We start from the raw sequence: 23729 nt of genomic DNA on the forward strand, positions 1-23729 counted from the left end.
TCATGACCTCGATCGATCGACACACCGCAAGTAGCACACGAACTGCGCCGCACCGAATCGTCGTCGTTGGCGGCGGCGTGGGTGGACTGGGACTCGCAACGCGTCTTGGCGAATCGCTCGGCAAGAGCGGGCACGCGCAAGTCGTCCTCGTCGACCGCTCGCCGACGCACTTCTGGAAGCCGCTGCTGCACGAAGCCGCGTCAGGCCAGATCGATCCCGCCACGCATCAACTGCAATTCGCGGTGCAGGCGCGGCGTCACGGCTTCGAGTTCGAACAGGGTGCGCTGCAATCGCTCGATCGCGCGGAGCGTCACATCACGATCAGCGCAACGCGTGATGACAATGGCCGCGAAGTGCTCCCCGCACGTGAAATTGCATTCGATACGCTCGTGCTGGCGCTCGGCAGCGTGACCAACTACTTCGGTGTCAAGGGCGCGGAGCAACATGCGCTGCCGCTGGAGTCTGTCACGCACGCGGAATCGTTCCGCCGCAAGCTGCTCGATGCCTGCACGCGGGCGAATCATGTGCGGCGCGTAAGCGGCGCGCAACAGGTGCAGCCGGTGTCGATCAATATCATCGGCGCGGGTGCGACGGGCGTCGAGCTTGCAGCGGCGTTGCGCGATAGCATCCGTTTGATGCACCGCTACAGCCTTTTCGCACTCGACCCGGAGCGCGACTTTCGCATTCGGCTGATTGAAGGCACGGAGCGTGTGCTGCCCGCGCTGTCGCAACGCATCTCAGCGCGCGCGCAGCGGATACTCGGCGGTCTCGGCGTCGAAGTGCTCACGACTACACGCGTGACGGAAGTGCGCGCGGATGCCGTGCTCACCCACGACGGCCAGCATCTGCCGAGCGACATCGCGATCTGGACCGCGGGCATCGCCGGGCCGCCTGTGTTGCGCGTGCTCGACGGCATCGACGTGAACCGCAATGCGCAGGTGCTCGTGACGCGCACGTTGCAAACCACGAAGGATGCGAACGTCTTCGCGCTCGGCGATTGCGCAGCCTGCCCTTCGCATGCGGATGGCTTTCTCGCGCCGCGCGCCCAGGTTGCGCATCAGCAGGCGATGTTCCTGGCACGCGCGCTGAAGTGCCGTGTCGGCGGTGAAGCGCTGCCCGAGTTCACGTATCGCGATGCGGGCACGCTGGTCGGGTTCGGCGATGTGGGCACGATCGGCAGCCTGAGCGGCCTGCGCGAGCGGCCTGTGTTCGTCGACGGCTGGCTTGCCACCGTCGTGTACCGGCTGATCTATCGCCGGCACGTGATGACGGTCACCGGCTTCGCGCGCATGGCGCTCGATACGGCGAGCCATTGGCTGCGACGCCGCGTGCATCCCGTGATCCGGCTGCATTGAGCCGGGGTTCACGTACAGAACGGCAGGCGGTCAGTCGAGAAACTCGGCGGACCGCTTGCGCAACGCGGCCCCGAAGTCGTCGAGCCAACCGATCGACAGCCGCCAGCTCTGCCAATACAGATCGACGTCGAGATGCTTGCCCGGCGCCATGTCGATCAGTTCGCCGCTTTCCAGTTGCGCGGCGATCATCCGCTCCGGGCACATGCCCCAACCCATCCCCGTCGCGCACGCGCGCAAGAAGCCGGATACGTGCGGAATCCAGTGCGTCGGCGCATCGATTTCGCCACGCGTGATCTTGTGTACGAAGCGCTTTTGCAGCTGATCTTTCGGATTGAAATCGACGCACGGCGCACCGCGCAGCGTGTCGCGACTGATGCCTTCGTTGAAATAGCGCTCGTAGAACGCCGGCGTGCAGACGGCGCGGTAACGCATGCGCCCCAAACGCGTCGAGCGGCAGCCCTGCACCGGCTCCGATTGCGTCGTCACCGCGCCCTGCACGCTGCCGTCGCGAATCCGCTGCGCCGTATGGTCCTGATCGTCGATCACCAGATCGAGCAGCATGCCGCGCTCCGCGCAAAAGTCTGCAACCGCATCGATGAACCATGTACCGACGCTGTCGTCGTTCACCGCGACGCGCAAGGTCGGCCACGGTTCGAGCAGCGCGCCGGGCAACTCAGGCATGCGCCCGTTGAGTTCCGCTTCCAGCAATAGCACACGCTCCGTATGCCGGCACAACAGCGCGCCCGAACGCGTCGCCGTGCAAGGCTGCCCGCGTTTGACGAGCACGCTGCCGACGCGCTCCTCCAGCAGTTTCACCCGCTGCGACACGGCGGAAGGCGTCACATTCAGCGCCGCAGCCGCGCGGTCGAACGAGCCATGTCGCACGACAGCCGCGAGCGCATCCAGCAAAGCATAATCGAGCATTAGCGTTCCTTAAGCGGCGTTACGGAAATTAGTTTCTCTTATTCTATCGACGACGGCACACTCACGCATCCGATTCCTTCTCTCCATACACCATCATGAACTGGCTGGCTTTTTCGCATGGCGCCGCGTTGTGCGCCTCGTTGATCGTCACTATCGGCGCGCAAAACGCGTTCGTGCTCCGTCAAGGCATCATGCGCTCGCATATCGGCAAGATCGTGCTGCTGTGTACGCTGTCCGATATGCTGCTGATCGGCGCGGGTGTCGGTGGCGCGTCGGTGCTCGTCGAGCGCTATCCGACCTTCATCCACGCGCTGCTGTACGTGGGTCTCGCGTATCTCGCGTGGTTCGGCATCAGCGCGCTGGTACGCGCGGTGCGCCCCGGCCATGCCACCCTCGACGCCGATGCGAAAGCCGACACCGCACCGCCCGCGCAACGCGCGCTGCCCATCGTGCTGATGACGCTCGCGTTCACGTGGCTCAATCCGCACGTGTATCTGGACACTTTCCTGTTGATTGGCACGGCAGGTGCGCGTGAAGCGCAAGGCTCGCGCGCCGCCTTCGCGGTCGGCGCAATGGCCGTCAGCGCGATCTGGTTCGTCGCACTGGGCTACGGAGCGCGCGCGCTTGCGCCGCTGTTCAAACGCGCTACCGCCTGGCGCGTGCTGGATGGCGCAATCGGCAGCATGGTGTTGCTGCTGGCCGTCACGCAGTTGCGCTGATTTGTTGATACGCGAACCCGCCGTTCAGCGCGTGAGCGAGACCTTCGTCAGCGGTTCGGCGTCTTTGATGATCGAGTGGCTCATGCCGATGGTCTGCAACCCGCCATCGGCCACGTACGGCACGATGCCGAGCGCGCTGATCTTCTGCACGATCTCACGGCGGCAGGCTTCGTCTTCCGGCGGACAATAATCGATTGAAATGACGGGCAGGCTGTAGCGCTCGTGTATCTCGCGGGCCTGGGCGAGCAGCCATTCGCGGTCGTTGCCGGGTACTTCGTCGTAGCGCTGATTCGCCTGATCCCAGCGGCCGAACAACGATTCGAACGCGACGGCCGCAACCTGATCATGCACCTGCGGCAGAATTTCAAAGCCCCGGTTCAGTATCAGCCGCGCTTGCGGGTAGCGGGCCTTCAATTCGCGCAACACCGCGCCAATACCCGCCTGCTGCTGCATCCGTTCGGCGTCCGTCTTCGCGACGAGCTGATACGAATCCAGTGTATCGAGAAAAAAGCCGCGATAGCCGCGTTCCCACAACGGCTTGATGATCTGGTCGACGAAAAACGCGGGCCATCCCGAAGCACTCTGATCGACAACCGTCGACGACCACGCCGCATTGCTGCCCGCGAACCACGTCTTCGGCATCTGCGCATAGTACGCGCGCTCTTTCGTCACTTCGCCGACGCTCACATACGCGTACCAGTTCGGGCAATGCGCCGTATGCGCGCGCGGATCGAAACCGCTGTCGGGTTCGATCACCACGGTATCAAACGGTTCGAAGCGCTCGGCCTGCACGTTCGCGCCGTAGAAGAACGCAACCGCCCCGATCCCCGTCGACGAAGCCCGCTTGCACGCGGCCAGCGCGGGCCGCACCCACGCAACCGACAGCAACAGGATGACCACCGCCGCGCAAGCGACGACGATCCACGAAACGCCCAGACGGGCGAACGAACTGGCTGTCATAAACCGTTCAGTTGCGCAGCATATAAGTTTCGTATTCGAGCTTGCTGAACTTGCGATCCAGCAGTTGCACGGCGGCAGCGACGAGAATCAGCAGCGTCAGCGCGAAGCCATAACCATAATAATCCGGCTGCATGTACAGCGTAATACCCGTCAGGATACCGTTCAACAGCACGAACGCAAGACACAGACGCAACACGGTGCGCCTCGCGTCGAGATAGAAGAACACGTTCAGCAAACCGAGCAGCAACACCTGCAGGCTCGCGGCGATCACGTCGACCATCATCAGCGGCATATACAGCGACGAAATGCCGAGCGCATCGAGCACCAGGTGCCCGAACGCGAGAATCAGCAGCAGCACGACGGCTTGAATCTTCACGATCTCATACAGGCCCGCGCGCACGCTGCCGACCATCATGTCGCGCATGTCGTTGATATGGCGCAGCGTTGCGCCGCTGCGCACGGCGTCATAGAAGCGGTCGTAGTATTCGACGAAATCGGCTTCGATGCGTACAAGGAATGTCGCCATGCCCGGCATCACGCACACGTAGGCGATGAAAACGGGAATGTCGTAAATGACGGACGCATGCAGCGGCCCGATCACCTTCGATCCCGTGCCCGGCGCATACCAGAACATGAACTTGTCGAGCCACACGCCGAGGTTGAACAAAAACCCGACCATCGCCAGGCTCGGATAGGCGAAGCGCTTCTGGAACACCTCGAACGAGATGAAGCGCGGGCTGCGATAGTTGCGATAGATGAGCCCCGACAAACCCGCGAGCAGCACGACATGCCCGGCGACGAAGCCACCGAGCAAACCCGACAGCCCGTGCGTATTGAGCATCAGCGCGAACGCGACGGTACAGCCATAGCCGATCGCGAACACAAAGAGAATCTGCCGGTACTGCTTCACGCTCGACAGGAAGATCACCGCGATCCAGATGTTGCTGACGACGACGAAGCCCGCCACCATCAGCAACCGATACATCAGCGGCTCGCCCTGAAAGCCGAACGCGACGGCAAGCACGCCGAGCACGCCCGAGGCCGCCGTTGAAACCAGCACGACGCCGTTGTAGTTCGACAGCACGAGGTCATCGCGCTTCTCGAAGATCCGGTCGGAAATGAAGCGTGTGAAAGACAGTTGCAGCGGCCCCGTGAGGATCAGACTGCACGCAATCAGATAAGTCACCGACACCTGGAACTGCACGATCGCGTACTTCGGTATCACGAACGCGAGGCTCATCACACCGATGATCAGAATGCCGAAGATCGACAGGATCAGCGGACCGGAGCTGATCAGCCCCGCATACGCGTAAGCGCGCGCGACGCCGAACAGCGTCTGCCGCTTGAGGATCTTGCGAAGCTCGAAACCAATGCCAGCCATCAGCGCACCCCTTCCGTCTGTGTCGACTGTGCCGCTGCGGCCCTGCCCGCATGCATCGGGCAACCGCCGCCCTGCTTGCCTTCAGCCGCTTTGACTTGCGAAGGCGCCACCATCAAACGCTGATACAGCACACGATATTGATCGATCATCTGCGCCTTCGTATAGAAACGCCGCACGCGCGCCAGTCCCGCCTGTTGCGCCGCAAGCCAGCGCGGCTCGTCGCCGAGCAGATCGAGCACGGCTTGCGCGAACGCAGCGGGATTGGCGATCGGCACCACGCTGCCCGCCGCGCCCAATGCGCGGTCCTCGTCGCCGTAGCCTTCGATCAGCTGCCGGCACGAACCCACATCTGTCGTGATCGACGGGATGCCCGCTGCGAAACCTTCCAGCACGACGAGCGGCAAAGCCTCGCTGATCGACGTCAGCGCGAGCACGTCGACCTTCGGCAGAATCTCGTCGATGCGCTGAAAGCCGAGAAACTTCACGTTATTCGCAAGGCCCAGGCTTTCCGCAAGCGCACGGCATTCCTGAGCGTACGACGGATCTTCTTCTTCAGGCCCGACGATCCATCCTTCGATATCCGGCATCGCGCGCGATGCGATGAACAGCGCGCGAATGTAAGTCTTGATGTCCTTGATCGGCACCACGCGGCCAATCAGCGCGACCACGTTACGCGGCCGCACAGTGCGCTTCTCGACGAGCGGCGCGAGACCGTCGACGTCCACGCCGTTCGGAATGTTGCGCGTGCGCGCGGCTTGCGCGCCGTCCGTGATCTGCCGCTGACGGTTCGCTTCGTACAGCGCGACGATATCGTCGGCGGCGTCATAGGCGAGCTTGCCGAGCGCTTCGAAGAAGCGCACCCACAGTTCGCGGAAATAGCTGATCTTCGAAATATCGCGCTCGAACGCGCCACGGTTGTCGCGAATCCATTGGCTTTGCAGCAGATCGATCTTGCGCTCTTTGGTATAGATACCGTGCTCGGACACGAGCAGCGGCCGGCCCGTCCGGTAGTGCAGCAAGGCGCCCAGAAAGCCCGCATAACCCGTCGATACCGTGTGATAGACCTTCGCGGGCGGCAATTGCTCGGCGACGCGCGCAAGCTGCCACAGCGGCTTGTGCATGATGCGCACGGTCCAGAAGTAATCGGTGAACGACGGGTCCGTGCAGTAGCGATGATACTGATCGACGATAAAGTCCCACGCCGCGCGGCTCGTCAGGAACTGTTCCTCGCTGAGCGGCGCCTTGTCGCCGATCAGTTGCACCATGTCGGCCATCATCGCGCCGGCATCGACTTCGCCGCCGTTGCGCCAGGCTTCGTGCAGCGCCGCCGATTGCGCGAACGCCTGCGCATCGCCGGGAATTTCGCGCGCTGCCTGGTCGTCCGCACCGGAGCTCTCGTACAGATAGTGCGCCTCGAAGTGTACGACGTTGTCGGGCAGCGCATAGGCAGCCGCCTTGTAGTCCTCTTCGCGGCTACCAATGAAGGCGATCGCAAAGCGGATCTCCGGATACGAGCGGAGCATTTCGTTGACCCAGCTCGACACGCCGCCGCGCACATACGGGAACGTGCCTTCGAGCAGCAGGCAGACATCGGCGTCCGCAGCGCGGCGCAACAGTGACGGTTTCATGTGGACCAGTAACGCGCAACAGGTTTGAGCATCGGCAGCGTCGCGGCATTGCCGAGCGACGCGAGCAGTTCGGACACGCGCGCATAATCGCCGCGCAGATATTCGACTTCGGCAAGCCACGGCACCAGACGCTCGCGCGGAAAACCGAGCGATTGCGCGCGGTCCATGTAATGCGCGGCTTCGTCGGCGGCGCCGTTGGTCAGCGCGAGGCGGCCGCGAATCATCCACAGCGCGGCGTCGCTCGCGTCGATCTCGAGCGCGGCGCGCGCATGGCGGTCGGCCTGTTCGAGCGTGTGCCGATAAACGACGCCCTGCACGAGGTTTTGATAGATCAGTTCGAAATACAGCTCGGCGAGTTGCCGGTTGATCGCATGACGATTGCCTTCCGACTGCGCCGATTCCAGCGCTTTGCCCGCATGGAAAATGCGCTGCATCACGTCGTTTTCCGCCTGATCCAGCGTGCCGTACGCGATCAGGCGCACGTCTTCGACCGGGTCCGCGAGCAGATCCCGCAGCAGCGTGCCCGTGGTGCGGGTCGGCATGCTCTGGATCGCAACGAGCGCCGACAGGCGATCGGCTGCTGCCACCTTCGTGTTCACGAGCCGCGCCTGCAAGCGCGCGCCGCCGCCGTGCGAGACGCGCGACATCAGATACGTGACGAACTCGGGCGCAGGCACGTCGCCCATCTCGTCGTCCGCATGCGAGGCCGGATAGCACGCCGCCCAGATGCAGCTCACCAGCACGACGAGGCCACCGAGCAGCGGCACGAACGTACAAGCCAGGCCGAGCAGCAGCAAGCTCCACGCGCGTGGCTCGCGATAACGCAGCGGCAGCAGCAGACGGAACAGCAGCGCCTGCAGCACGCCGCACACCACATTGAACGCAACGGCGGGCAGCAGCGGATCGTACGCGGTGGGCGTATTCGCGAAGTACACGATGCCCACGCACTGAATGCCGGCGACGATGACGATGCCCAGCACCGCGAGCATGGCAACCAGTGCGGCCACGAACCCGCCGCCGCTGGAGCGGTTTGCGGTGGCCTTATCCATCGAGACCACTACGCAGAAGAAGACGCTTCAACGCCACGCCCGGCTCGTCGCCGCCCAGATGCAGCGTGTGTACGCCGATGCGCGCGCCTTCGAGGTCGAGATTGAACTGCGCGCGCAGGCTCGATTCGATCCGCGCGAGATAGCCATCGACGCCCGTTGCGTCGGTTGCGGGCATCAGGTTCAGCAGCACCGACTGCCCCGCCGATTTCACCGGCCACATCAGGTCGAGCGAACGACGACGGCGCATCACGTGCTCGAAGAACGAATCGCCGGCATCGTCATGCGGGAACACGAGCGCCACCAGCGACGACGTGATGCCTGCCGAGCGTTCGAGCCGCGTGAGCCGGCTCACGTCGAGCGCGAATTCGTACGGGCAATCGGGCACCGCGTGCTGGATATCGCGCACCTGCTGCGAGTGCTCGACGCCGTCGGCGTAGTAGCCGAGCAGCACGAGCAGCAGTTGCAGATTGTCGAAATTCAGCGACAGGAACGGCATGCGACGGATGGCGAGCATCGCGAGCATGGTGCCGTCGGCAGAAATCAGCGGCGCGCATACCAGCAGATGCGTGTTCATCACCGGCCGCTCTTCGCTCTTCAGATGCGCGACGGCACGCGTTTCGAGCGCGCGCTGCACGAGTTCGTCGCGCGGATCGAAGTCGAACGTATCGCCGATATGCGCGAGCGCGTCGCGCCCCACCTTGCCGTCATGCACGGGATACAGCGCAGCCACTTCGATCTGGCAGGCCTGCGCGACGAATTCGAGCAGTTCGCGCGTGCCGGGCATGTCGCCTGAACCATGCGGTTTTGTATCGAGACCATGCGCGACGGAAATGCGGCGCAGCTCGGTGATCGAATCGCGCAACGTGGTCGGCTTCGTCAACAGGTCCTTTTCGAGGCGCTCGTGCGACAGGCGCATCAGATAGTGACTGTTCGTGATCGCGACGAGCCGGTCGTTCAGATAGTCGTTGATCGCGTTCGCGCGCTGCGCGCGGCTGCCCCACGTATCGCCGAAGTGGCCCGCGACGATGGTCTGCAGCACGCCGCCCGTGAAGAACAGCGTCGGCCATGCGGCCGTACTGCCCTGCGTCAGCACCTGCGTGAACAGCTGGTATGCGCCGATCAGCATCGCGCAGCCGAGCAGGCCGAGCAGCGTGCCGTAACGCAGCGCGATGATGAGCGGCGCGAACCACAGCCACGGAAAGCCCGTGTGCAGCAGGAACGGATCGTTGCGATCGAGCGTATAGGAAACCGCGAAGACCACGCCGATGAACACGACCGTCTCCACGATGGAAAACGGACGCGACACCGCGGGCGCGACGAGGCGCCGCCACGCGCTCAGGTTGCCGAACGGGTTCGATTGGCGCGGTTTGGCCGCACTACTGGCGGCACTGGCGGCGCTTTGCGCGGTGACGGTATTCACGGCCGACTCCTCATCACGTGTCGAGTTGCTCTGGTATTGCAGATTGCCGCGCGCATGTCATGAAGCACATGACAGACGCGCGACGCCATCAGCCGCGCGTGCGCAGCGGCGACAGCAGGCTGCCGATCAGCGACGACGCGACGCTCGACAGGCTCGAGCGCGTCCAGCCGCTCTTCGAACCCGTTGCGCTCCACACGACCTGGCCCGACGCCACGTCGATCAGCTCGAACGTCACGCCCGCGACGGGCTCGCCGTCCACGCCGACCTTGTAGCGCCACTCTTCGACAGCACCCGTCAGCACGTACTTCACGCGCTGCTCACGCGCCCATGCCAGCTTCTTCTCGCCGATATCGCGCTGCGCGGTGTCGAACATCGCATTCGCGGATGCATCGACAGGCGCGAGACGCACATCGGCAAAGCCGTTCTGACGCAACGCATTCGCCGCAATCGCCGCAGCGCTGCTGCCCGCTGCCGGCGTTTCCGTGAAGTTCGCCATCGTCACGACGGCGACGGAGTCCTTCGATTCGATGGCAGGCGAACCCGCCTGGCGAATCGAACCGCATGCGCCCAGCACCAGCGCCGAAGCGGCCGCTGCCGCCACCCACTTGATCAAACGTGTCCAGCCGTTGATGTTGCTCATCGAACCACTCCTCAGAAATGTCGTTATCGTCCCGATTTGCCGAATCAGCAGAACCCGAATCAGTAGAACCTGAATTAGTAGAACCACTTGTACCGCGCGCCCAGCAACGTGACGGGCGTGCCGATCTTCGACACGCGCTGATGCTGAAGGAACACCGCCAGGTGATCGCCGCCAAACACTGCGCCTGCAATGCCGAGACTCACGTCCGGCCCCCAACCCTGAATCGAGTCATGCACGATGCCCACGTCGAAGAAAGGACGCCATGCATGCGTGTACTGCTCGAGCAGATCGTTGCCGAAGCCGAAGTAGAAGCCGTATTGCGTGTACGTGTCCGGCATGAAGTCCTGCGCGGTCGCGGGCTGCAAGGCCGTCGGCAAGAGGCGCGTGAACAGCGCGTCAGGCTGGCCGCTTGCGCCGTAGCCGCCGTGTGTGATCAGCGCGCGCAACGTGTAGTCCGGATAAGTCGTGCGGATGCGGTAGGTCACTTCCGCCGTCGACAGCACGCCGCTGCCGATGTAGTTCCGTGCCTGGCTATAGAAGCGGTCCGCTTCGACACTGCCCGTGAGCGTGATCCGCTCCGTCATCCGGTAGGTCAGATCGCCGATCACGTTGTCCTTCATGCCACCGATCAGCAGCGTCTGGTTTTCATCCGCGACCTGGTTGCGGCCCGCGCGCACGCCGAGTGTCAGCGGCGAGTTGCGCCCCACTTCGCCCGCGAGATCGAGCGTGTAGAACGCGGCCGAGCCGACGCGACGGCCGCCCGTGATCGTGAACGATGTGTCACGCGTTTGCCGCTCGCCGTAGATGTTGAGCCAGCGGTCGACGGACGGCACATTGACCAGCTGCGTGATGTCCGTCGAATGCTGGAAGTGCTGCACGGCCGTTACGCCGACGAGGTAGCGCTCGGCTATCTTGCGGCTGGCCGCGAGCGTCGTCTCAACGTAATCGAGCGGATGCTCGATGTGATTGACGACATCGGCGTCGATCGATTGCGGCCAGTCGAGCGTCGTTTCCGTCACGCGCGTATGCAGGTCGGTGTCTTCCGGCGCGCCGTCGAGCGCGTTGAACGCGAGCTGCTGCGCGCGATCCGGCCGGTCGACGGCGATCGTCGCGTCGATGCGGTCGTTGACGGGCAGGCGCGAGCGTTCCACCGCGAGGAGGCGTTCCATCTCGGGGATATCGTTCTCCGCAAGCGCGATGGTCAGCTGCGCATCGGCGGGACGCGACAGGCGCTCCGCGTATTGCTGCGCGAGCCAGCGCTTCGCCAGCGGATTACTTTCCTTCGACAGCGCCCACGCCACGGCCACTTCCTTCGCGACGGCGCCGCGTACGCGCGCGTTCTCCGGCAACCCTGCGCCGTCCAGCGGCGCACCGCCCGGCAGCCCCTTCGCCGTGCCGATCATCGTGCGGCGTGCGATGGCATTGTCAGCCGATGCGGGCCGCGCCGACATCAGGCTGTCGAGCAGCGCAGCGGACGTATCGCCCGTTGCGTATTCGGCCGAGAGCGTCACGCGTCGGCCACGCAGGTCTTCGAGCGTCTCGGCGTCCTGCGCGGTGCGGCCGCGCATCGCCGCGCGCTGCGCGCCATGCAGCTTCACGAGTTGCGCTTCGTCCTGCTGCATCTGCAGCCACACCTTCTTGCGGATCGACCACGCGAGGCCGTCATGCCCCGCCTGCTCCTGCGCGTCGGCATAGGTGAGCAGCCACAGCGGATCGCGCGACATCATCGCCGACTGGCGGCGCAGATATTCGAGCGCCGCGACGGGCCGGTTCAGGCGCATTTCGGCGGCTGCGTACGGCTCCCACAAGGCCGAGCTTTGATCGGCACTGCCGCGCCAGCGCTTGAGCGCTTCGCGCAGATCGCCGTCGCTGCCGTAGTCGACCAGCGTCCACAGATACGCCGCCCGCAGATCGGAACTCGCGCCCGGCAAATCGACGGCGCGCTTCAGATCGGCGAGCGCCTTTTGCGGCTCATTGATGAGGCGGTAGTATTCGGCGCGCACGCCGAGCAATGCGGGCGAGGCTTCGGCCGCTTTGAGCTCGTCGGGCGTGAGACTCGCGAGCAGCGTCGCGATGCGGTCCATCGCCTGCGCGTCGGTGTAGTAGAAGATCGCGTCCTGCAACGCGCGCACCGTGTGGTCGCGGCGATAACGCAATTCGGCGACACGGCCCGCATCGATCGGATACGGGTCGTAGAAGTACGTCATGTCGCCGAGGTCTTCGGGCGTCGCCGCGCCGCTCGCGATCAGATGGAAATACGCTTCGTTCGCGTCGTCGTCCCGTTGCAGCAGGCGCGCAAGTTCCGCGTAGTTGCGCCAGAAGTCCTCGTCGCTGTCTTTCGCGCCCGCGCGCGCCGTTTTCAGCGCGGCCAGCGACGCACGATAGTCGCCCTGCCGGTACAGCACGCTCGCCGTGCGCAGCGCCGCATTCGCGTCGTTCGGATGACGCGCCTGCACCGCGCGATACGTCGCGAGCGCCTGATCGTCATGACCCGCGCGCTCGGCGAGCTGGCCGATGCGTTGATCGATCGCATCGGCGTTCGTCGCGCGCGGCAGCGAGCGCAGGAACGCGAGGCCATCGTCGGGACGGCCGAGACGTTCGTACGTTGCCGTCACGTTGTCGATCAGCTTCAGGTCGTTCGGTTTCGCACGCGCTTCGTGTACGAGTGCTGTCAGATAGGCTTCGTCGTCGTCGAGCATCGGCGCGATGCGCAGCACGTTCTGCCAGCCAACCTGATCGTTCGACAGTTGCGCATAGTCGAGCCAGGACTTCAGCGCGAGCGACGGATCGCGATTCCATTCGGCGACCTGCGCGAGACGCTTGACCCATTCCACCGAACGCGGATCGCGCTGCACCTGCTGCGCGGCAACCTTTTGTGCGCTCGCCAGATCGCCCGATTCGACGAAGGCCTGAAACACGACGTTCGCGACACTCGGGTCCGAGCGGACTGCGGATGCGTCAACGCCGTTCACGCTGCTTGCGGCTTGCGGTGCTTGCGCTGCCGGTGCTACTGGCGCTGCTTGCGTGGCAACGCGGATCACGCGCACTTCGCCCTGCTCTTGCGCCGCTGCCTCGCGCATCGCGGCGCGCAGGCTGACGAGCGAGCCGCCATGCCGATACGCGACGGGACCATCCATATAGGCATAACCCGCTTGCGCCACACGGCGCACATGCTCGGCCAGCGGCGACGACGGCTCGGCGAGCGCGTACTTCGCCAGCAGCTTCGCGTACCGGTCGACTGCATCCGGACGATTCGCCGCGCGCGCAAGATTGAGCATCACGATGAGCGTCGCGGGATCGTCGGCGAGCTTGCCGAGATGCGCGTCGGCGGCCGTCAGTGCGTCGTCGAGCAGATTGCCCGACTGCAGCGTGCGCACGCCCGCGACGAAGCAACGGCGCTGCTCGTCGCGCGTCTGCGCCACGGCTTCCTGACGGAACCATGCATCGGCGGCTGCGTGGTAGTCACCGACCTGCAGCGCGTAACGCGTGATCTGCGTGTCCCACTTCGTGCGTCCGTCGGGATCGTTGGCCGACAGACGCGCATACAGATGCGCCGCGAGATCGGGCATGCCGACGGCGGCCGAACGCTGCGCGAGCCACTCCAGATCCTTCGGCGCCCACGGCAGCTTCGCAGCCTGCGTCAGACGCGCGCGCAGCTCTTCGAGCGCGGGCGCGCGGCGCGGATCTTCTTCGGGAATCGCGAAGGTGCGCTGCTCCGTCACCGACAGATGCAGCATCATCGCGCTACGCATCATGTCGTCGGTGCCGAGCGCTTCCATGCGCGTGGCGATGCGCTCGGCGTCGTCGGTGCGTCCCAGATACAGATATTGCGCGCCCAGCAACGACAGGAATTCCTCGTTGTCGGGCCGCACCTTCGACCACGCTTCCAGATACGCGACACTCAGCTCGCTCGGCGCGCCGACGGACGCGACGCGCTGGCGCAAGCCGCCGCGCGGCGAGACGCCGTACATGGTCGCGAGCACCACGCCCGTGAGCGTGTAGACGAGCCACGTCGGAACGATACGGGGACGTTTGTCGTTCGTTTTATCGTTCACAGCGGATCTCGACGGGCTGATAGTGGGCTTCGAGCGCATTGAGCGCGGGCGTGTCGAAGCGGACGTAGGCTCCGTCGCGTTGCAGCGGCACCGCGCGGCCCGCCACTGTCGCGCTGCACGTCTGTGCATTCGCGAGCTTCACGAACGGCTGGTAGTAGCTGCCGAACTCGAACGACATGTTCTTGCCGTCGCGTTTGAAATCGCGCACGAAACCATTCGCTTCGGCGATGTACGGCAGCGCATCCGCTTTCGACAGCGCACCCAGGGTGTCGAATGAGACGCGCGCCGCGCCATCGGTGATGTGGATGTACGTGCCGTCCGGTCCCGCCGCGTAGCCCGTCACGCCGCGCGACGCGTGCAGATCGGGCGAGGTCGTCAGCGGCCAGTGCAGTTCACGCACTTCGCCGTTGCCGCGCACGATCCAGTCGCTCGACTTCGCGTTCGACGCCTCGCTCTGCACCGTGCGCGCGACGGCGAACGAACGCCAGTCGAGCACCTTGTGTGCGTAGTCCGTCATATGCACGGGCAGCACCGGCTGCTTGAGCACGGCCGCGAAAATCTGGTCGAGCGCGCGCAGCGACGCGACCTTCGTGCCGCTGTACATGTGGTAGTAGATATCGATCGGCTTGAAGCGCAGCGGCTTGTCCGTCATGTCGAAAGTTTCGAGCACGCGCGTGAAGCCGTAGAACGGGCCGAGCCAGTCGTTCGTGTAGACGTTCTCGTCCTGGTTCGGCGCATACACCTGATACGCGCCCGGCCCTTTCAGCACGCCGATGGGCGCGATATTGGTCCAGCTGTTCGCGCTCTTCGTGATCACGGTGTCGCCGCCGTTCACGTTGTCGACGCCCGCTGCATAGACCTTGCGCACGACGATCGCAGGCGGCTCGCAATTGCCCGGCCACTGCAGGATCGTCGTCTTCTTGCCCGGGGGCGCGAGACGCGAGTTGATGTAGTCGATCGAGCCCGTGACTTCGCGGTCGATATTGAACGTGTAGTTCGGGATGTTCAGCGAGAAGGCTGTGTCACCGCCGCCACGATCGATGCGCTCGCCCGTCTTCGCATCGACGTTCTCCCACTCGAACGGATGCGAATACGTGTGCGTGCCGATCGCGACATAAGGCAGCGCGAACATCTTGCGCGCGATCTCTTCGAGTCGCGGCGAGATCTGCGGATACAGACCCTTCGGCCCCACTTCGCCCTCGATCACCGACAGCGTCATCGGCACCTTGTAGCGCGTGAATATCTGCTGGAACAGCGCTTCGCCCGAGTAGTCGGCGCCGGGAAATTCCGCGCGCGAGGCGAAGCCGTCGCCATCCACGTGCGACATGAAAAGACGCCGGCCGTTTTCCGTGGTGACGCTCGGTGACGGCATCGGTTGCAGACGCAACGCCTGGCGCAGGAACTCGATCGGCTGAATGGCCCAGCGCTCCTGGCCGATGCCGTTGAGCGAGACGACCGTGTACGGGCTCATCGCGAAGCCGCCCCACGGCGTGATGGCAATCTGGTCGAGCGTCGCTTCGCCGCTCTTCACGCGCAGCAACGACTTGCTCGCGCTGCCAACCTGAACGCCCGTCAGGTCGCGCGTGCCGAGCTTAGGATCGACTTCGAAGCCGACCATCGGATCGCGCGTGACAACTTCGATCTTGTCAGCGAATGGCCCTGCCACAGCTTGCAGATCGAGCGCGCGCCCTTCGTCTTCTGCCGCATCGAAACCAAACTGGCCGAGAAAAACCATCGGCACGTGCGCCGCGAGACGCGCATCGACCCACGCGCGCCACGCGCCGCTGTTCGGCGTCTCGTCGCCCTGCAGCCACGCGACGACGCCCGCATAGCGGTCCGGCGTGATGCCCTCGGGCAACGGCTCGTGGACGTTCGCGTATTCGACGTCGTAGCCGAGATAGTTGAGCGGCGTCGCGAGATCGCGCACGCCGGGCGTTTCGTCGAGCGGCAGGTCTTCGTCGCTGTCCTGCACGATCAGCACCTTGCGCGGCAGCACTTCGATCGCGCCGATGCCGACCGCGTTCAGCGACGCGTTCGTCACATACGGCATGACGCCCGCGGCGAGCACCTGCGCGGCCGTTGCGCGCGCGCAGGCACGGTCGTCGGCGGGACAGGTTTCGATCGATACCACGGGCACGCCCGTCGTTTGCGTGAACTGTTGCGCGGCGGCGATACGCGCGTCGCGCTCTGCCGCTGCGACATTTCCGCTCGCTGCGTCGCGCACGATCGACGGTCCGATCACCGCATATAGCGCTTTCGAATACGGCAACGCAGCTTGCAACGCCGCGTCGCCGCCGATCACGAGACGCGCGTCGGGATGCGCAGCGCGGATCGCATCGACAGCTGCAATGGTCGCCGGCGTGTCGAGCAGGAAGCCGCGATAGCCGCGCTGCCAGAGCGATTCGATCTGTGCAGCGACGAATGCGTCGGGCCTGCCTTGCGCGGCATCGGCATGCGTGCGCGCAAGCCACACCGTATGACGCAGCGGATGCGCGGCAGGATCGAAGCCGCTGGCGGGATCGATCACGACGGCATCGAACGCCTGCAACTCGCCAACAGGCACGCGCGAGCCATAGAAGAACGCGAGATTGACGTGCGGCGCCTGTGCGCCGCTCGATGCTTGCGCGTGCAACTGAGTCGACGCCGGAGCCGGAGCCTGGGCCTGAGTCTGCGCATGCGCGGCGACGCCGTGCAGCGCAAGCGCGGCTGTCGCCGTGAGCGCAACCATGCGAGCGTGCGCGAGCGCACGAACGAGAGCGCGCGGTTGCGCCATCATCGTTCTGTCCATTCGCGGCTTATCGCCTTGCATTACCCCGTCGAGCGCCGGTCGCGCTTCGAATATCGATTGAATCCCCACTGGCATACGATTTTTTCTTCGGTTTATTACTTTTTTACCGACCGGCTTTAAAGCGCCGGTTTTCCCCGGGATTTATGTCCCTACGGCAGCATTGGATGACCAAATGTTAAATACTGGGCCATCCGCCACATGCGGATGAAAATCTGCAGACTGGAAAGATCAGAGGATATGAAGCGCTATCTCTGTGAATCGGCGCGAATTCTAACGCGTCCAACGTCAAAAAAGACGGGTGTCGCAAAAAGATCACGCGACTAAAAACGCTTAAACGATGGGCACAACCGATACCGCATTAATCTGAGAAAGGCTCGCAAACGTTAAACAGATAATAGCGAACGCATATTCACTTTTCATTATTTTTCAATTGGACGCCAGCGCAATACCCGGTATTTCATGCAGGATGTGGCCATTTTAAAAGCCCAATACTTCGCTATTGAAAGGCGCGCAAACGATTTCGCGGTTGCAACGCATTGCAACTCGCGTCTGTCCGCACGTTCATGCGATCATCGGCGTATGAACGATCAACGTTATTGGCGCGATCCGCAGCTGCCGTTCGTCGAAAGCCGGCTCGCTTCTCATTCCCGCGCGTGCTATGTGCCGCATACGCACGACACGCTATCGATCGGCGCCGTCGACAGCGGGCACAGCAACTACGCGTGCGGTGACGACCGCGCGCGCCTCGGTCCGGGCAGTCTTGTGCTGATTCCTGCGATGCGGGTCCACTCGTGCAATCCCGATACGGAGAGCGAGTGGAGTTATCAGATGCTTCATCTGGACGTCGCGTGGGCGAGCGCGGTGCTGCGCGAAAGCGGCAGCGCGGACGCCGATGCCGTACTTGCGCGTCCGTCGATCAACGAGAACCGCGAAGCGTACCTGCGTTACTGCGCGCTCAATCGGCTGTTGTTCTCGAACGCGGATAGTGCCGAGAAGGAAGCGGCGCTGATCCTGTTCGTCAGCGAACGCTCGTGGCTCGGCGAGGCGCGCGACGTTCCGCCCGTGCCGCGCATCGCAGCCGAGCGCCTCGCGCGCATCACCGGCCTTCTGCATGACGCGTACGGCGAGCGTCTGCCCATTGCGCAGCTCGCGCAGATGGCAGGCATGAGCCGCTATGCGTTCATTCGCGCGTTCCGCGCCGCGACGGGCATGTCGCCCCATGCGTATCAGCTCGATCTGCGTATCAACGCGGCGCGGCGTCTGTTGCGTCATGGACAAGCGCTCACGACCATCGCGCATGAGCTTGGTTTCGCGGATCAGGCGCATTTCCAGCGCGCCTTCAAGGAGCGCGTCGCGATGACGCCGGGCGCTTACCGCCGCGCTGCCGTGTCGTAAGCACCCTTCTGCTTCGCGTCGCGCACTTTTCTTCAATATCTTCGTTCGCCTGTCCAGCAGACTCCCGTCACACATAAGGAGTCGAGATGGGCCTTTCTCTTCAGCAATTCGCGATGGTTGCAGGCGCGCATCTTCTTGCGCTGCTCAGTCCCGGCCCGGATTTTTTTCTGATCGCGCGCAGTGCGCTGTTGCGCGGCTGGCGCAAGACGGGCGCCGTGTGCTTCGGCATTGCCTGCGCAAACGGCGTGTTCATCGCGCTCGCCGTCGGCGGCTTTGCGGCGCTGCATCGGCATGGGATCGCCTTTGCGCTCGTGCAGGCAGCGGGCTGCGCTTATCTGTTCTACCTCGGCGTATTGATGCTTCGGCATGCAAGGGTGGCATCGATTGCGGCGCATGTGCAGGACGGCTCGCCAGCGCCGCAGACAGGTGCGTGGCATACACGTTTCGCGATGGGTTTCGCATCCGCGATCCTCAATCCGAAGAACGCGCTCTTTTACGCAAGCCTGTTTGCCCTGCTCGCGGCCCGCGACGCGCCGTTCGGCGCGCAGATCGTGTACGGCGTATGGATGTTCGCTGCCGTGTTCGGCTGGGATCTGCTCGTCGCGATGGGGATCGGGCATCCGTCGGTGGTCGCGCGCTTCACAAGGCATAGCGCCGCGATCGAACGCGCCACGGGTGTCGTGCTGCTCACGATCGCAGCGAGCGTGCTGACGATGCTCGCGCGCGAGTGGCTATGAAGTCGTTGTAGTAATGACTCTGCGTCATCGATTGTTATCGATTAATGCTGCAAGCGTATCGATCCCATTGGGCGCGAACACGCGAATACCATGCCGCTCCAGCAACGCGGCCGTCACGCCGGATGCGTCGTGCGCAACGCTCGAAAACGTGCCGTCATAGATGAAGCTGCTGCCGCACGATGGACTGCCGTCGGCAAGCAGCGCGTAGCGGCAATCATGCGCGAGTGCCTGCTGGAGCGCGTGGCGCGCCCCGTCGATGAAAAGCGCTGTGACGTCCGCGCCAGCGTTATCGCAAATGCTGGCCGTACCGTCGAGCACATCGCGTCCGTTGCGGCGCAACTGGATTTCGGCGGGACGGCGCGGCGTGCCGAAGCCCGCCGCCACTTCCGGACACACGACGACGAGACGCCCTTCGTCACGCCACGTCTGCAGCAGCACGTTTGCGAACGTCTTCGCGGAACCGTCGTATCGCACCGGCAAACCGGCGAGGCACGCGCTTACGAGTATCCTTTCCATAACGGGACGATTGGGTTTCAGTGCGCCGCAGGCGTTTGATCATTGCCCGATAGGCACGGGTGTTGCTCCATGCCGTGACGGCGGCGCCTGTGTCTGCCGATGCGGTTCCCGCGCGTGGGTCGATCATCGGATCGACCTGTCCAGCAATCCTTTGGTGGAGGCTTCCATGCTTCGATACGCTGCCATCTTTTTCGTCATCGCCATTATCGCGGCAATCTTCGGGTTTGGCGGCATCGCCGCTGGCGCTGCCGAAATAGCGAAGGTGCTGTTCTTTATCTTTATTGTGATCTTTCTCGTCACGCTGCTCATGGGCGTGATCAGACGTTAGGGCTGCGCGCGGGTCTTTTGGGTCTTCACGCGTTGGCGAAGCGATGGACCTTGCCGGCGGACGTGCAATTTATAGTGCGTCCGCTTGCAATACTTTCCTCCCGATAGCATTACGCCCCGCCGCGCGACTCCAGCGCGCTCAGCGCCTCATCCAGCCTTCGCGCGCGGTTCTTTTGAGCGGGAATACGCGCGGCGGCCGACACGTCGTCGACGCGCTTGCGCCAGTACGACAGCGGTATGTGATCCGTGCCGGAAATCCGCGCCAATACATGCTCGAGATGGTCGAGAGCGGACTCAAGCTGGTGATGGTTCATGCCTTTCCCCGGTCGCACCGTCCGCGCGGACCGACTGTGTCGTCGTGTGTCCGTCGCGGCAGTGTCGAATTGATATGTCCTTCAGGAGGCCACTATACGCTCGCCATCCGGATGACTCATCGAATCGGCGAGCGCTTGCAGCCCTCGGACGCACAATATGACATCCAGGAAAAATCCCCCGCAAGCCCGCCGTTGCGTATACGAGGAAACCTCATAACTTTCACGCGCTTGTAAAACTGTCATCCTCCGGCGCCAGCCGCGGAATGTCGGGACTGAGATCGTAGTTCAGGAAGCCGAGAATCAGCCGGACCATTTCGTCTTCGAACGCATCGGTGCCGAAGTAATGCGGCCGCTCCAGCGCCGTTGCGAGCAGGACGCCGGAGATCGCGCGAAACAGCACGAAGCGCGCTTCGTCGCGCTTGATGCGTTTGCCCAGATCCGGGTTCTCGCGGTTCAGCGTACCCGCGATCAATTCGAAGTAGCGCAGCATGCCCTGTCCGATCGCCGTATCGGGCGCGGCATCCGCCCATTCGGCGCGCAGGATGCTGTAAAGGCGCGGACGGTCGCCGATGAACGCCGCCGTCGCGCGCATCATGCGGCGCGCGTTCAGGCCCGTGCCGAACGGCGCGGGCTGCGTGAGCGCTTCTTTCATCATCGCCGTGAGGCGTTCCAGCTCGCGCCGCGCGAGCGCTTCGATCAACCCCTCCTTGTTCGGAAAGTACTGGTAGATCGCGCCGATGCTGAAGCCTGCCGTATCGGCGACACGCTGTGTCGTCAGCCCTGCCTTGCCATGGGATTCGAGCGTGCGGGCGGCGGCTTCGAGAATGCTGTCGAGCGCGAATTCGGCGCGCGCCTGCTTGGGCTGCCGACGCGACGGGTGAGTCGTGGGCAAAGAAACTCCGTGAATCAATGAAGGTTGAAGATCGTTGGGTGTGCAACGTGATGTTCCATCGAACCTCGATGCAAGCAGTTTGCATCAATCATGCCGATCATGAAACGCCATGACGCGAAAACGATGCACGATCCGCCGCAGCGAGGTTATCACGCGGCTCACCCCATATCACCGGCGTGGCGCTCTAGACGCGCGCTCGATGAAGTCGAGATCGAGCGCTTCGCAGAGGAAGGTCCGCAATGCGTCGACGGCGGCTTCCTGCGCGCCCGCCGCCTGCCGCACGAACAGGCCGAGGTCGGCGGCGGGCGGCTCCGGCAGGCTGTCGGCGGCGCCCAGCACGCGCATCGTGTCGTAACGGATATTGCCGTCAAGCAGCACCGATACGCCCAGCCCAGCCTCGACGGCCGACTGCACGGCGGGCAGGCTCGTGCTCGTGCAGACGACGCGCCACGCGATGCCCGCGCGCCGCAGCACCGTCATCACCTGCTGTTGCCACAGACACGCTCCACCAAACGCGACGAGCGGCAAGGGCGACAGCGGGTCGGTGAGATAACCGCGCGCGCCGACCCAGAAGAGCGGCTGCGTCCATGTGACGAGCGGCGTCGCGTCGACCATCGCGGGATCGCCGACGAGCACATCGAGTGCGCCGTCGTTGAGGCGTTGCGACAGCGCCGCGCTCGCATCGACGACGATCTCCAGCGCGACCTGCGGATGCGCGGCCGAAAAGCGCCGCAACGCGCGCGGCAGGCGGCCCACGGCAACGTCTTCGAGCATGCCGAGGCGCACGGTGCCCGCCACGTCGCCGACTTCGAGCGCGCGCCGCGCGTCTTCACCCGCGCCGAGAATTGCGTGCGCATACGGCAGCAGTCGATGCCCGGCGTCTGTCAGCCGCACGCCGCGCGGCGAGCGCTCCAGCAGCCGCTGGCCGATGTCGTCTTCCAGCCGGCGCAGCTGCATGCTGACAGCCGCCTGCGTGCGCGCGAGACGCACGGCGGCCGCGCTGACCCCGCCCGTTTCGGCGACCGTCACGAAGGCTCTGAGAAGGCTGCTGTCGAAGTCGCGCATTATTAGCGTCCGTGATAGCGGCATAAGAAATATCAGCTTATCTTAACCCCCGTTTCGTCGATATGATGGGCCTGTCTGTAGTGTGCCCGCTCAAACCCATGAAAAATTCCACGCTTGCCGAACCGATTTCCTTTGACACTGCGCCGCCATCTACCGCGCCGAAACGCCATGTCGGCATGGCTGCGCTGCTCGGCCTGCTGTCGATGTCGTGCGTGCAGTTCGGCGCCGCCCTCTCCGCGCCGACCATGGCCGCATTCGGCGCGTTCAGCACGACGTGGCTGCGGCTCGCGTGGGCCGCTGTGATCCTTGCGCTGGTCGTGCGCCCGAAGCTGCGCAGCTACTCGCGCGCGCACTGGTTCGCGGCGGGCGTGCTCGGCGTCGCGATGGCGGGCATGACGCTATGTTTTTTCTCGGCGATCGAGCGCATTCCACTCGGCCTTGCCGTCGCGATCGACTTTCTCGGCCCGCTGACCGTCGCGACGCTCGGCGTGCGGCGCCTGCGCGCGCTGCTGTGGCCGCTGCTCGCCGTCGCGGGCGTGCTGCTGCTCGCGCATGATCGTTCGGGATGGATCGGCGAGCCTGTTGGCATGCTGCTCGCGGTGGGCGCCGCGTGCGGCTGGGGCAGCTATATCGTGTTGATGAAGAAGACGGGCGCGCTGTTCGATGGGCTCGAAGGGCTTTCCGTGTCGCTGATCGCGGCAGCGCTCGTTGCAACGCCCTTCGGCCTTATCGAGCACGGCCTGCACATCGCGCCGATGCAGTTGGCCGCCACCGCGGGCCTTGCGGTGCTCGTTCCGCTGCTGCCGTACGCGCTCGAAATGATCGCGCTGCGTCACATGCCTGCGGCGTCGTTTGGGATTCTGATGAGCATCGAGCCGGCCATCGGTGCGGCTGCGGGCTTTATCGTGCTGAATCAGCCGATGACGGCACTGCAACTGGCGGGCACGCTGTTCGTCGTGAGCGCGAGCGTTGGCGTGATCGTCACGTCGAAGTGAACCGCGCGGGTCGGGTCCGAATGATGCGACGTGTGAGCCGTCTACAATCGACGGATCGCATGCCGACCTGCAAGGAACACATCATGACCGACGACGAACGCGCCATTCGCCAACTGATCGATACCTGGCTCGCCGCCAGCAAGGCAGGCGACACGGCAACCGTGCTGAGCCTGATGACCGACGACGCGATTTTCATGGTGCCAGGGCAGAAGCCGTTCGGAAAGGCCGCGTTCATGGCGGCGTCCGAAGGACAGAAGAATGTCGATATCGACGGTAAGAGCGAGATTCTGGAGCTTCAGGTGCTGGGGGATTGGGCTTTTCTGCGGTCGCAACTTGAAGTGACGATCACGCAGAAGGATGGCTCTGCGCCGCCCGTGCGGCACGCCGGTAATACGCTCACGATTCTGCGCAAGGAGACCGACGGCCGCTGGTTGCTTGCGCGGGATGCGAATTTGCTTGTGGTGCAGGGGTAAGCGTTTTTTGGTTTTTCATTTTTTGGTTTTTCATTTTTTGGTTTTTGCTTTTGCTGTTGCGCTGGCATCCGCGTATTGCCTTCGCGCTTCAAGCGT

General features: G+C 64.0%; 20 protein-coding genes. 7 read left to right on the top strand and 13 right to left on the bottom strand.

The window, feature by feature from the left end; genetic code table 11:
• The first annotated feature begins 2 nt into the window (after positions 1–2).
• Complete coding sequence (locus C2L65_RS10025) at positions 3–1355, top strand: NAD(P)/FAD-dependent oxidoreductase (RefSeq protein ID WP_042311554.1); 1353 nt, start codon at positions 3–5, stop codon at positions 1353–1355.
• Positions 1356–1385: 30 nt separating this feature from the next.
• Here the strand turns inward: C2L65_RS10025 and C2L65_RS10030 are convergent, their stop codons facing one another.
• Positions 1386–2279 (bottom strand): LysR family transcriptional regulator ArgP, encoded by an 894-nt coding sequence (locus tag C2L65_RS10030; protein WP_042311555.1) that lies wholly within the window; start codon positions 2277–2279, stop codon positions 1386–1388.
• A gap of 95 nt (positions 2280–2374) precedes the next feature.
• On the opposite strand from C2L65_RS10030, the gene C2L65_RS10035 reads away from it, so the two are divergent.
• Positions 2375–2998, top strand: a complete 624-nt coding sequence (locus C2L65_RS10035) for a LysE/ArgO family amino acid transporter (RefSeq protein WP_042311557.1) — start codon at positions 2375–2377, stop codon at positions 2996–2998.
• Positions 2999–3022: 24 nt separating this feature from the next.
• Here C2L65_RS10035 and C2L65_RS10040 read toward each other — a convergent pair whose 3' ends face one another.
• From C2L65_RS10040 to C2L65_RS10075, 8 genes are all read right to left on the bottom strand, one after another.
• Positions 3023–3958: an endo alpha-1,4 polygalactosaminidase gene (locus C2L65_RS10040; RefSeq protein WP_042311559.1), complete on the bottom strand. Its 936-nt coding sequence runs from the start codon at positions 3956–3958 to the stop codon at positions 3023–3025.
• 7 nt (positions 3959–3965) lie between these two features.
• Positions 3966–5339 carry an exopolysaccharide Pel transporter PelG gene (gene pelG / locus C2L65_RS10045; RefSeq protein ID WP_042311561.1) on the bottom strand — a complete coding sequence of 458 codons (1374 nt, stop codon included), beginning with the start codon at positions 5337–5339 and terminating at the stop codon, positions 3966–3968.
• A complete protein-coding gene (pelF, locus tag C2L65_RS10050; protein WP_042311562.1) occupies positions 5339–6967 on the bottom strand; it encodes a GT4 family glycosyltransferase PelF in 1629 nt (542 codons plus the stop codon). Before pelF ends, pelG begins: the two co-directional genes overlap by 1 nt.
• Positions 6964–8016 (bottom strand): hypothetical protein, encoded by a 1053-nt coding sequence (locus C2L65_RS10055; RefSeq protein WP_103254529.1) that lies wholly within the window; start codon positions 8014–8016, stop codon positions 6964–6966. The genes pelF and C2L65_RS10055 overlap by 4 nt, the downstream gene beginning before the upstream one ends.
• Positions 8009–9436 carry a PelD GGDEF domain-containing protein gene (locus C2L65_RS10060; RefSeq protein WP_042311563.1) on the bottom strand — a complete coding sequence of 476 codons (1428 nt, stop codon included), beginning with the start codon at positions 9434–9436 and terminating at the stop codon, positions 8009–8011. The genes C2L65_RS10055 and C2L65_RS10060 overlap by 8 nt, the downstream gene beginning before the upstream one ends.
• An 88-nt stretch (positions 9437–9524) precedes the next feature.
• A complete protein-coding gene (locus C2L65_RS10065; protein WP_007590510.1) occupies positions 9525–10076 on the bottom strand; it encodes a hypothetical protein in 552 nt (183 codons plus the stop codon).
• Positions 10077–10150: 74 nt separating this feature from the next.
• Complete coding sequence (locus C2L65_RS10070; RefSeq protein ID WP_042311566.1) at positions 10151–14131, bottom strand: tetratricopeptide repeat protein; 3981 nt, start codon at positions 14129–14131, stop codon at positions 10151–10153.
• Entirely contained in the window at positions 14121–16994 is a 2874-nt protein-coding gene (locus tag C2L65_RS10075; RefSeq protein ID WP_042311568.1) for a bifunctional glycoside hydrolase/polysaccharide deacetylase family protein, read from the bottom strand. The genes C2L65_RS10070 and C2L65_RS10075 overlap by 11 nt, the downstream gene beginning before the upstream one ends.
• Positions 16995–17498: 504 nt before the next feature.
• On the opposite strand from C2L65_RS10075, the gene C2L65_RS10080 reads away from it, so the two are divergent.
• Both C2L65_RS10080 and C2L65_RS10085 read left to right on the top strand, forming a co-directional pair.
• Complete coding sequence (locus C2L65_RS10080) at positions 17499–18314, top strand: AraC family transcriptional regulator (protein ID WP_042311586.1); 816 nt, start codon at positions 17499–17501, stop codon at positions 18312–18314.
• An 86-nt stretch (positions 18315–18400) separates the two neighbouring features.
• Positions 18401–19051, top strand: a complete 651-nt coding sequence (locus C2L65_RS10085) for a LysE family translocator (protein WP_042311569.1) — start codon at positions 18401–18403, stop codon at positions 19049–19051.
• 24 nt (positions 19052–19075) lie between these two features.
• Here the strand turns inward: C2L65_RS10085 and C2L65_RS10090 are convergent, their stop codons facing one another.
• The gene (locus C2L65_RS10090; protein WP_042311571.1) at positions 19076–19567 is read right to left on the bottom strand and encodes a 2-thiouracil desulfurase family protein; all 492 of its coding nucleotides are present in this window, start codon (positions 19565–19567) and stop codon (positions 19076–19078) included.
• A 166-nt stretch (positions 19568–19733) separates the two neighbouring features.
• Here C2L65_RS10090 and C2L65_RS10095 point away from each other — a divergent pair, with 166 nt between their 5' ends.
• Positions 19734–19895 carry a DUF1328 family protein gene (locus C2L65_RS10095; RefSeq protein ID WP_007590496.1) on the top strand — a complete coding sequence of 54 codons (162 nt, stop codon included), beginning with the start codon at positions 19734–19736 and terminating at the stop codon, positions 19893–19895.
• 109 nt (positions 19896–20004) lie between these two features.
• On the opposite strand, the gene C2L65_RS10100 is transcribed toward C2L65_RS10095, so the two are convergent.
• From C2L65_RS10100 to C2L65_RS10110, 3 genes are all read right to left on the bottom strand, one after another.
• Entirely contained in the window at positions 20005–20208 is a 204-nt protein-coding gene (locus C2L65_RS10100; protein WP_042311574.1) for a hypothetical protein, read from the bottom strand.
• A gap of 220 nt (positions 20209–20428) precedes the next feature.
• Positions 20429–21100: a TetR/AcrR family transcriptional regulator gene (locus tag C2L65_RS10105; RefSeq protein ID WP_042311577.1), complete on the bottom strand. Its 672-nt coding sequence runs from the start codon at positions 21098–21100 to the stop codon at positions 20429–20431.
• 168 nt (positions 21101–21268) lie between these two features.
• Entirely contained in the window at positions 21269–22165 is an 897-nt protein-coding gene (locus C2L65_RS10110; protein ID WP_042311580.1) for a LysR substrate-binding domain-containing protein, read from the bottom strand.
• Positions 22166–22263: 98 nt separating this feature from the next.
• Here C2L65_RS10110 and C2L65_RS10115 point away from each other — a divergent pair, with 98 nt between their 5' ends.
• Entirely contained in the window at positions 22264–23160 is an 897-nt protein-coding gene (locus tag C2L65_RS10115; RefSeq protein ID WP_042311588.1) for an EamA family transporter, read from the top strand.
• Positions 23161–23243: 83 nt separating this feature from the next.
• The gene (locus C2L65_RS10120; protein WP_042311590.1) at positions 23244–23633 is read left to right on the top strand and encodes a YybH family protein; all 390 of its coding nucleotides are present in this window, start codon (positions 23244–23246) and stop codon (positions 23631–23633) included.
• The last annotated feature ends 96 nt before the right edge of the window (positions 23634–23729 follow it).

The sequence above is a fragment of the Paraburkholderia terrae genome (assembly GCF_002902925.1).
GTDB lineage: Bacteria > Pseudomonadota > Gammaproteobacteria > Burkholderiales > Burkholderiaceae > Paraburkholderia > Paraburkholderia terrae.

Bases quoted from the DNA above. Each gene is read 5' to 3' on its own strand.
- C2L65_RS10080 (WP_042311586.1), top strand. From the start codon at position 17,499: ATGAACGATCAACGTTATTGGCGCGATCCGCAGCTGCCGTTCGTCGAA.
- pelF (WP_042311562.1), bottom strand. From the start codon at position 6,967: ATGAAACCGTCACTGTTGCGCCGCGCTGCGGACGCCGATGTCTGCCTG.
- C2L65_RS10040 (WP_042311559.1), bottom strand. From the start codon at position 3,958: ATGACAGCCAGTTCGTTCGCCCGTCTGGGCGTTTCGTGGATCGTCGTC.
- C2L65_RS10120 (WP_042311590.1), top strand. From the start codon at position 23,244: ATGACCGACGACGAACGCGCCATTCGCCAACTGATCGATACCTGGCTC.
- pelG (WP_042311561.1), bottom strand. From the start codon at position 5,339: ATGGCTGGCATTGGTTTCGAGCTTCGCAAGATCCTCAAGCGGCAGACG.
- C2L65_RS10090 (WP_042311571.1), bottom strand. From the start codon at position 19,567: ATGGAAAGGATACTCGTAAGCGCGTGCCTCGCCGGTTTGCCGGTGCGA.
- C2L65_RS10075 (WP_042311568.1), bottom strand. From the start codon at position 16,994: ATGCCAGTGGGGATTCAATCGATATTCGAAGCGCGACCGGCGCTCGAC.
- C2L65_RS10100 (WP_042311574.1), bottom strand. From the start codon at position 20,208: ATGAACCATCACCAGCTTGAGTCCGCTCTCGACCATCTCGAGCATGTA.
- C2L65_RS10030 (WP_042311555.1), bottom strand. From the start codon at position 2,279: ATGCTCGATTATGCTTTGCTGGATGCGCTCGCGGCTGTCGTGCGACAT.
- C2L65_RS10025 (WP_042311554.1), top strand. From the start codon at position 3: ATGACCTCGATCGATCGACACACCGCAAGTAGCACACGAACTGCGCCG.
- C2L65_RS10035 (WP_042311557.1), top strand. From the start codon at position 2,375: ATGAACTGGCTGGCTTTTTCGCATGGCGCCGCGTTGTGCGCCTCGTTG.
- C2L65_RS10110 (WP_042311580.1), bottom strand. From the start codon at position 22,165: ATGCGCGACTTCGACAGCAGCCTTCTCAGAGCCTTCGTGACGGTCGCC.
- C2L65_RS10065 (WP_007590510.1), bottom strand. From the start codon at position 10,076: ATGAGCAACATCAACGGCTGGACACGTTTGATCAAGTGGGTGGCGGCA.
- C2L65_RS10085 (WP_042311569.1), top strand. From the start codon at position 18,401: ATGGGCCTTTCTCTTCAGCAATTCGCGATGGTTGCAGGCGCGCATCTT.
- C2L65_RS10115 (WP_042311588.1), top strand. From the start codon at position 22,264: ATGAAAAATTCCACGCTTGCCGAACCGATTTCCTTTGACACTGCGCCG.
- C2L65_RS10095 (WP_007590496.1), top strand. From the start codon at position 19,734: ATGCTTCGATACGCTGCCATCTTTTTCGTCATCGCCATTATCGCGGCA.
- C2L65_RS10055 (WP_103254529.1), bottom strand. From the start codon at position 8,016: ATGGATAAGGCCACCGCAAACCGCTCCAGCGGCGGCGGGTTCGTGGCC.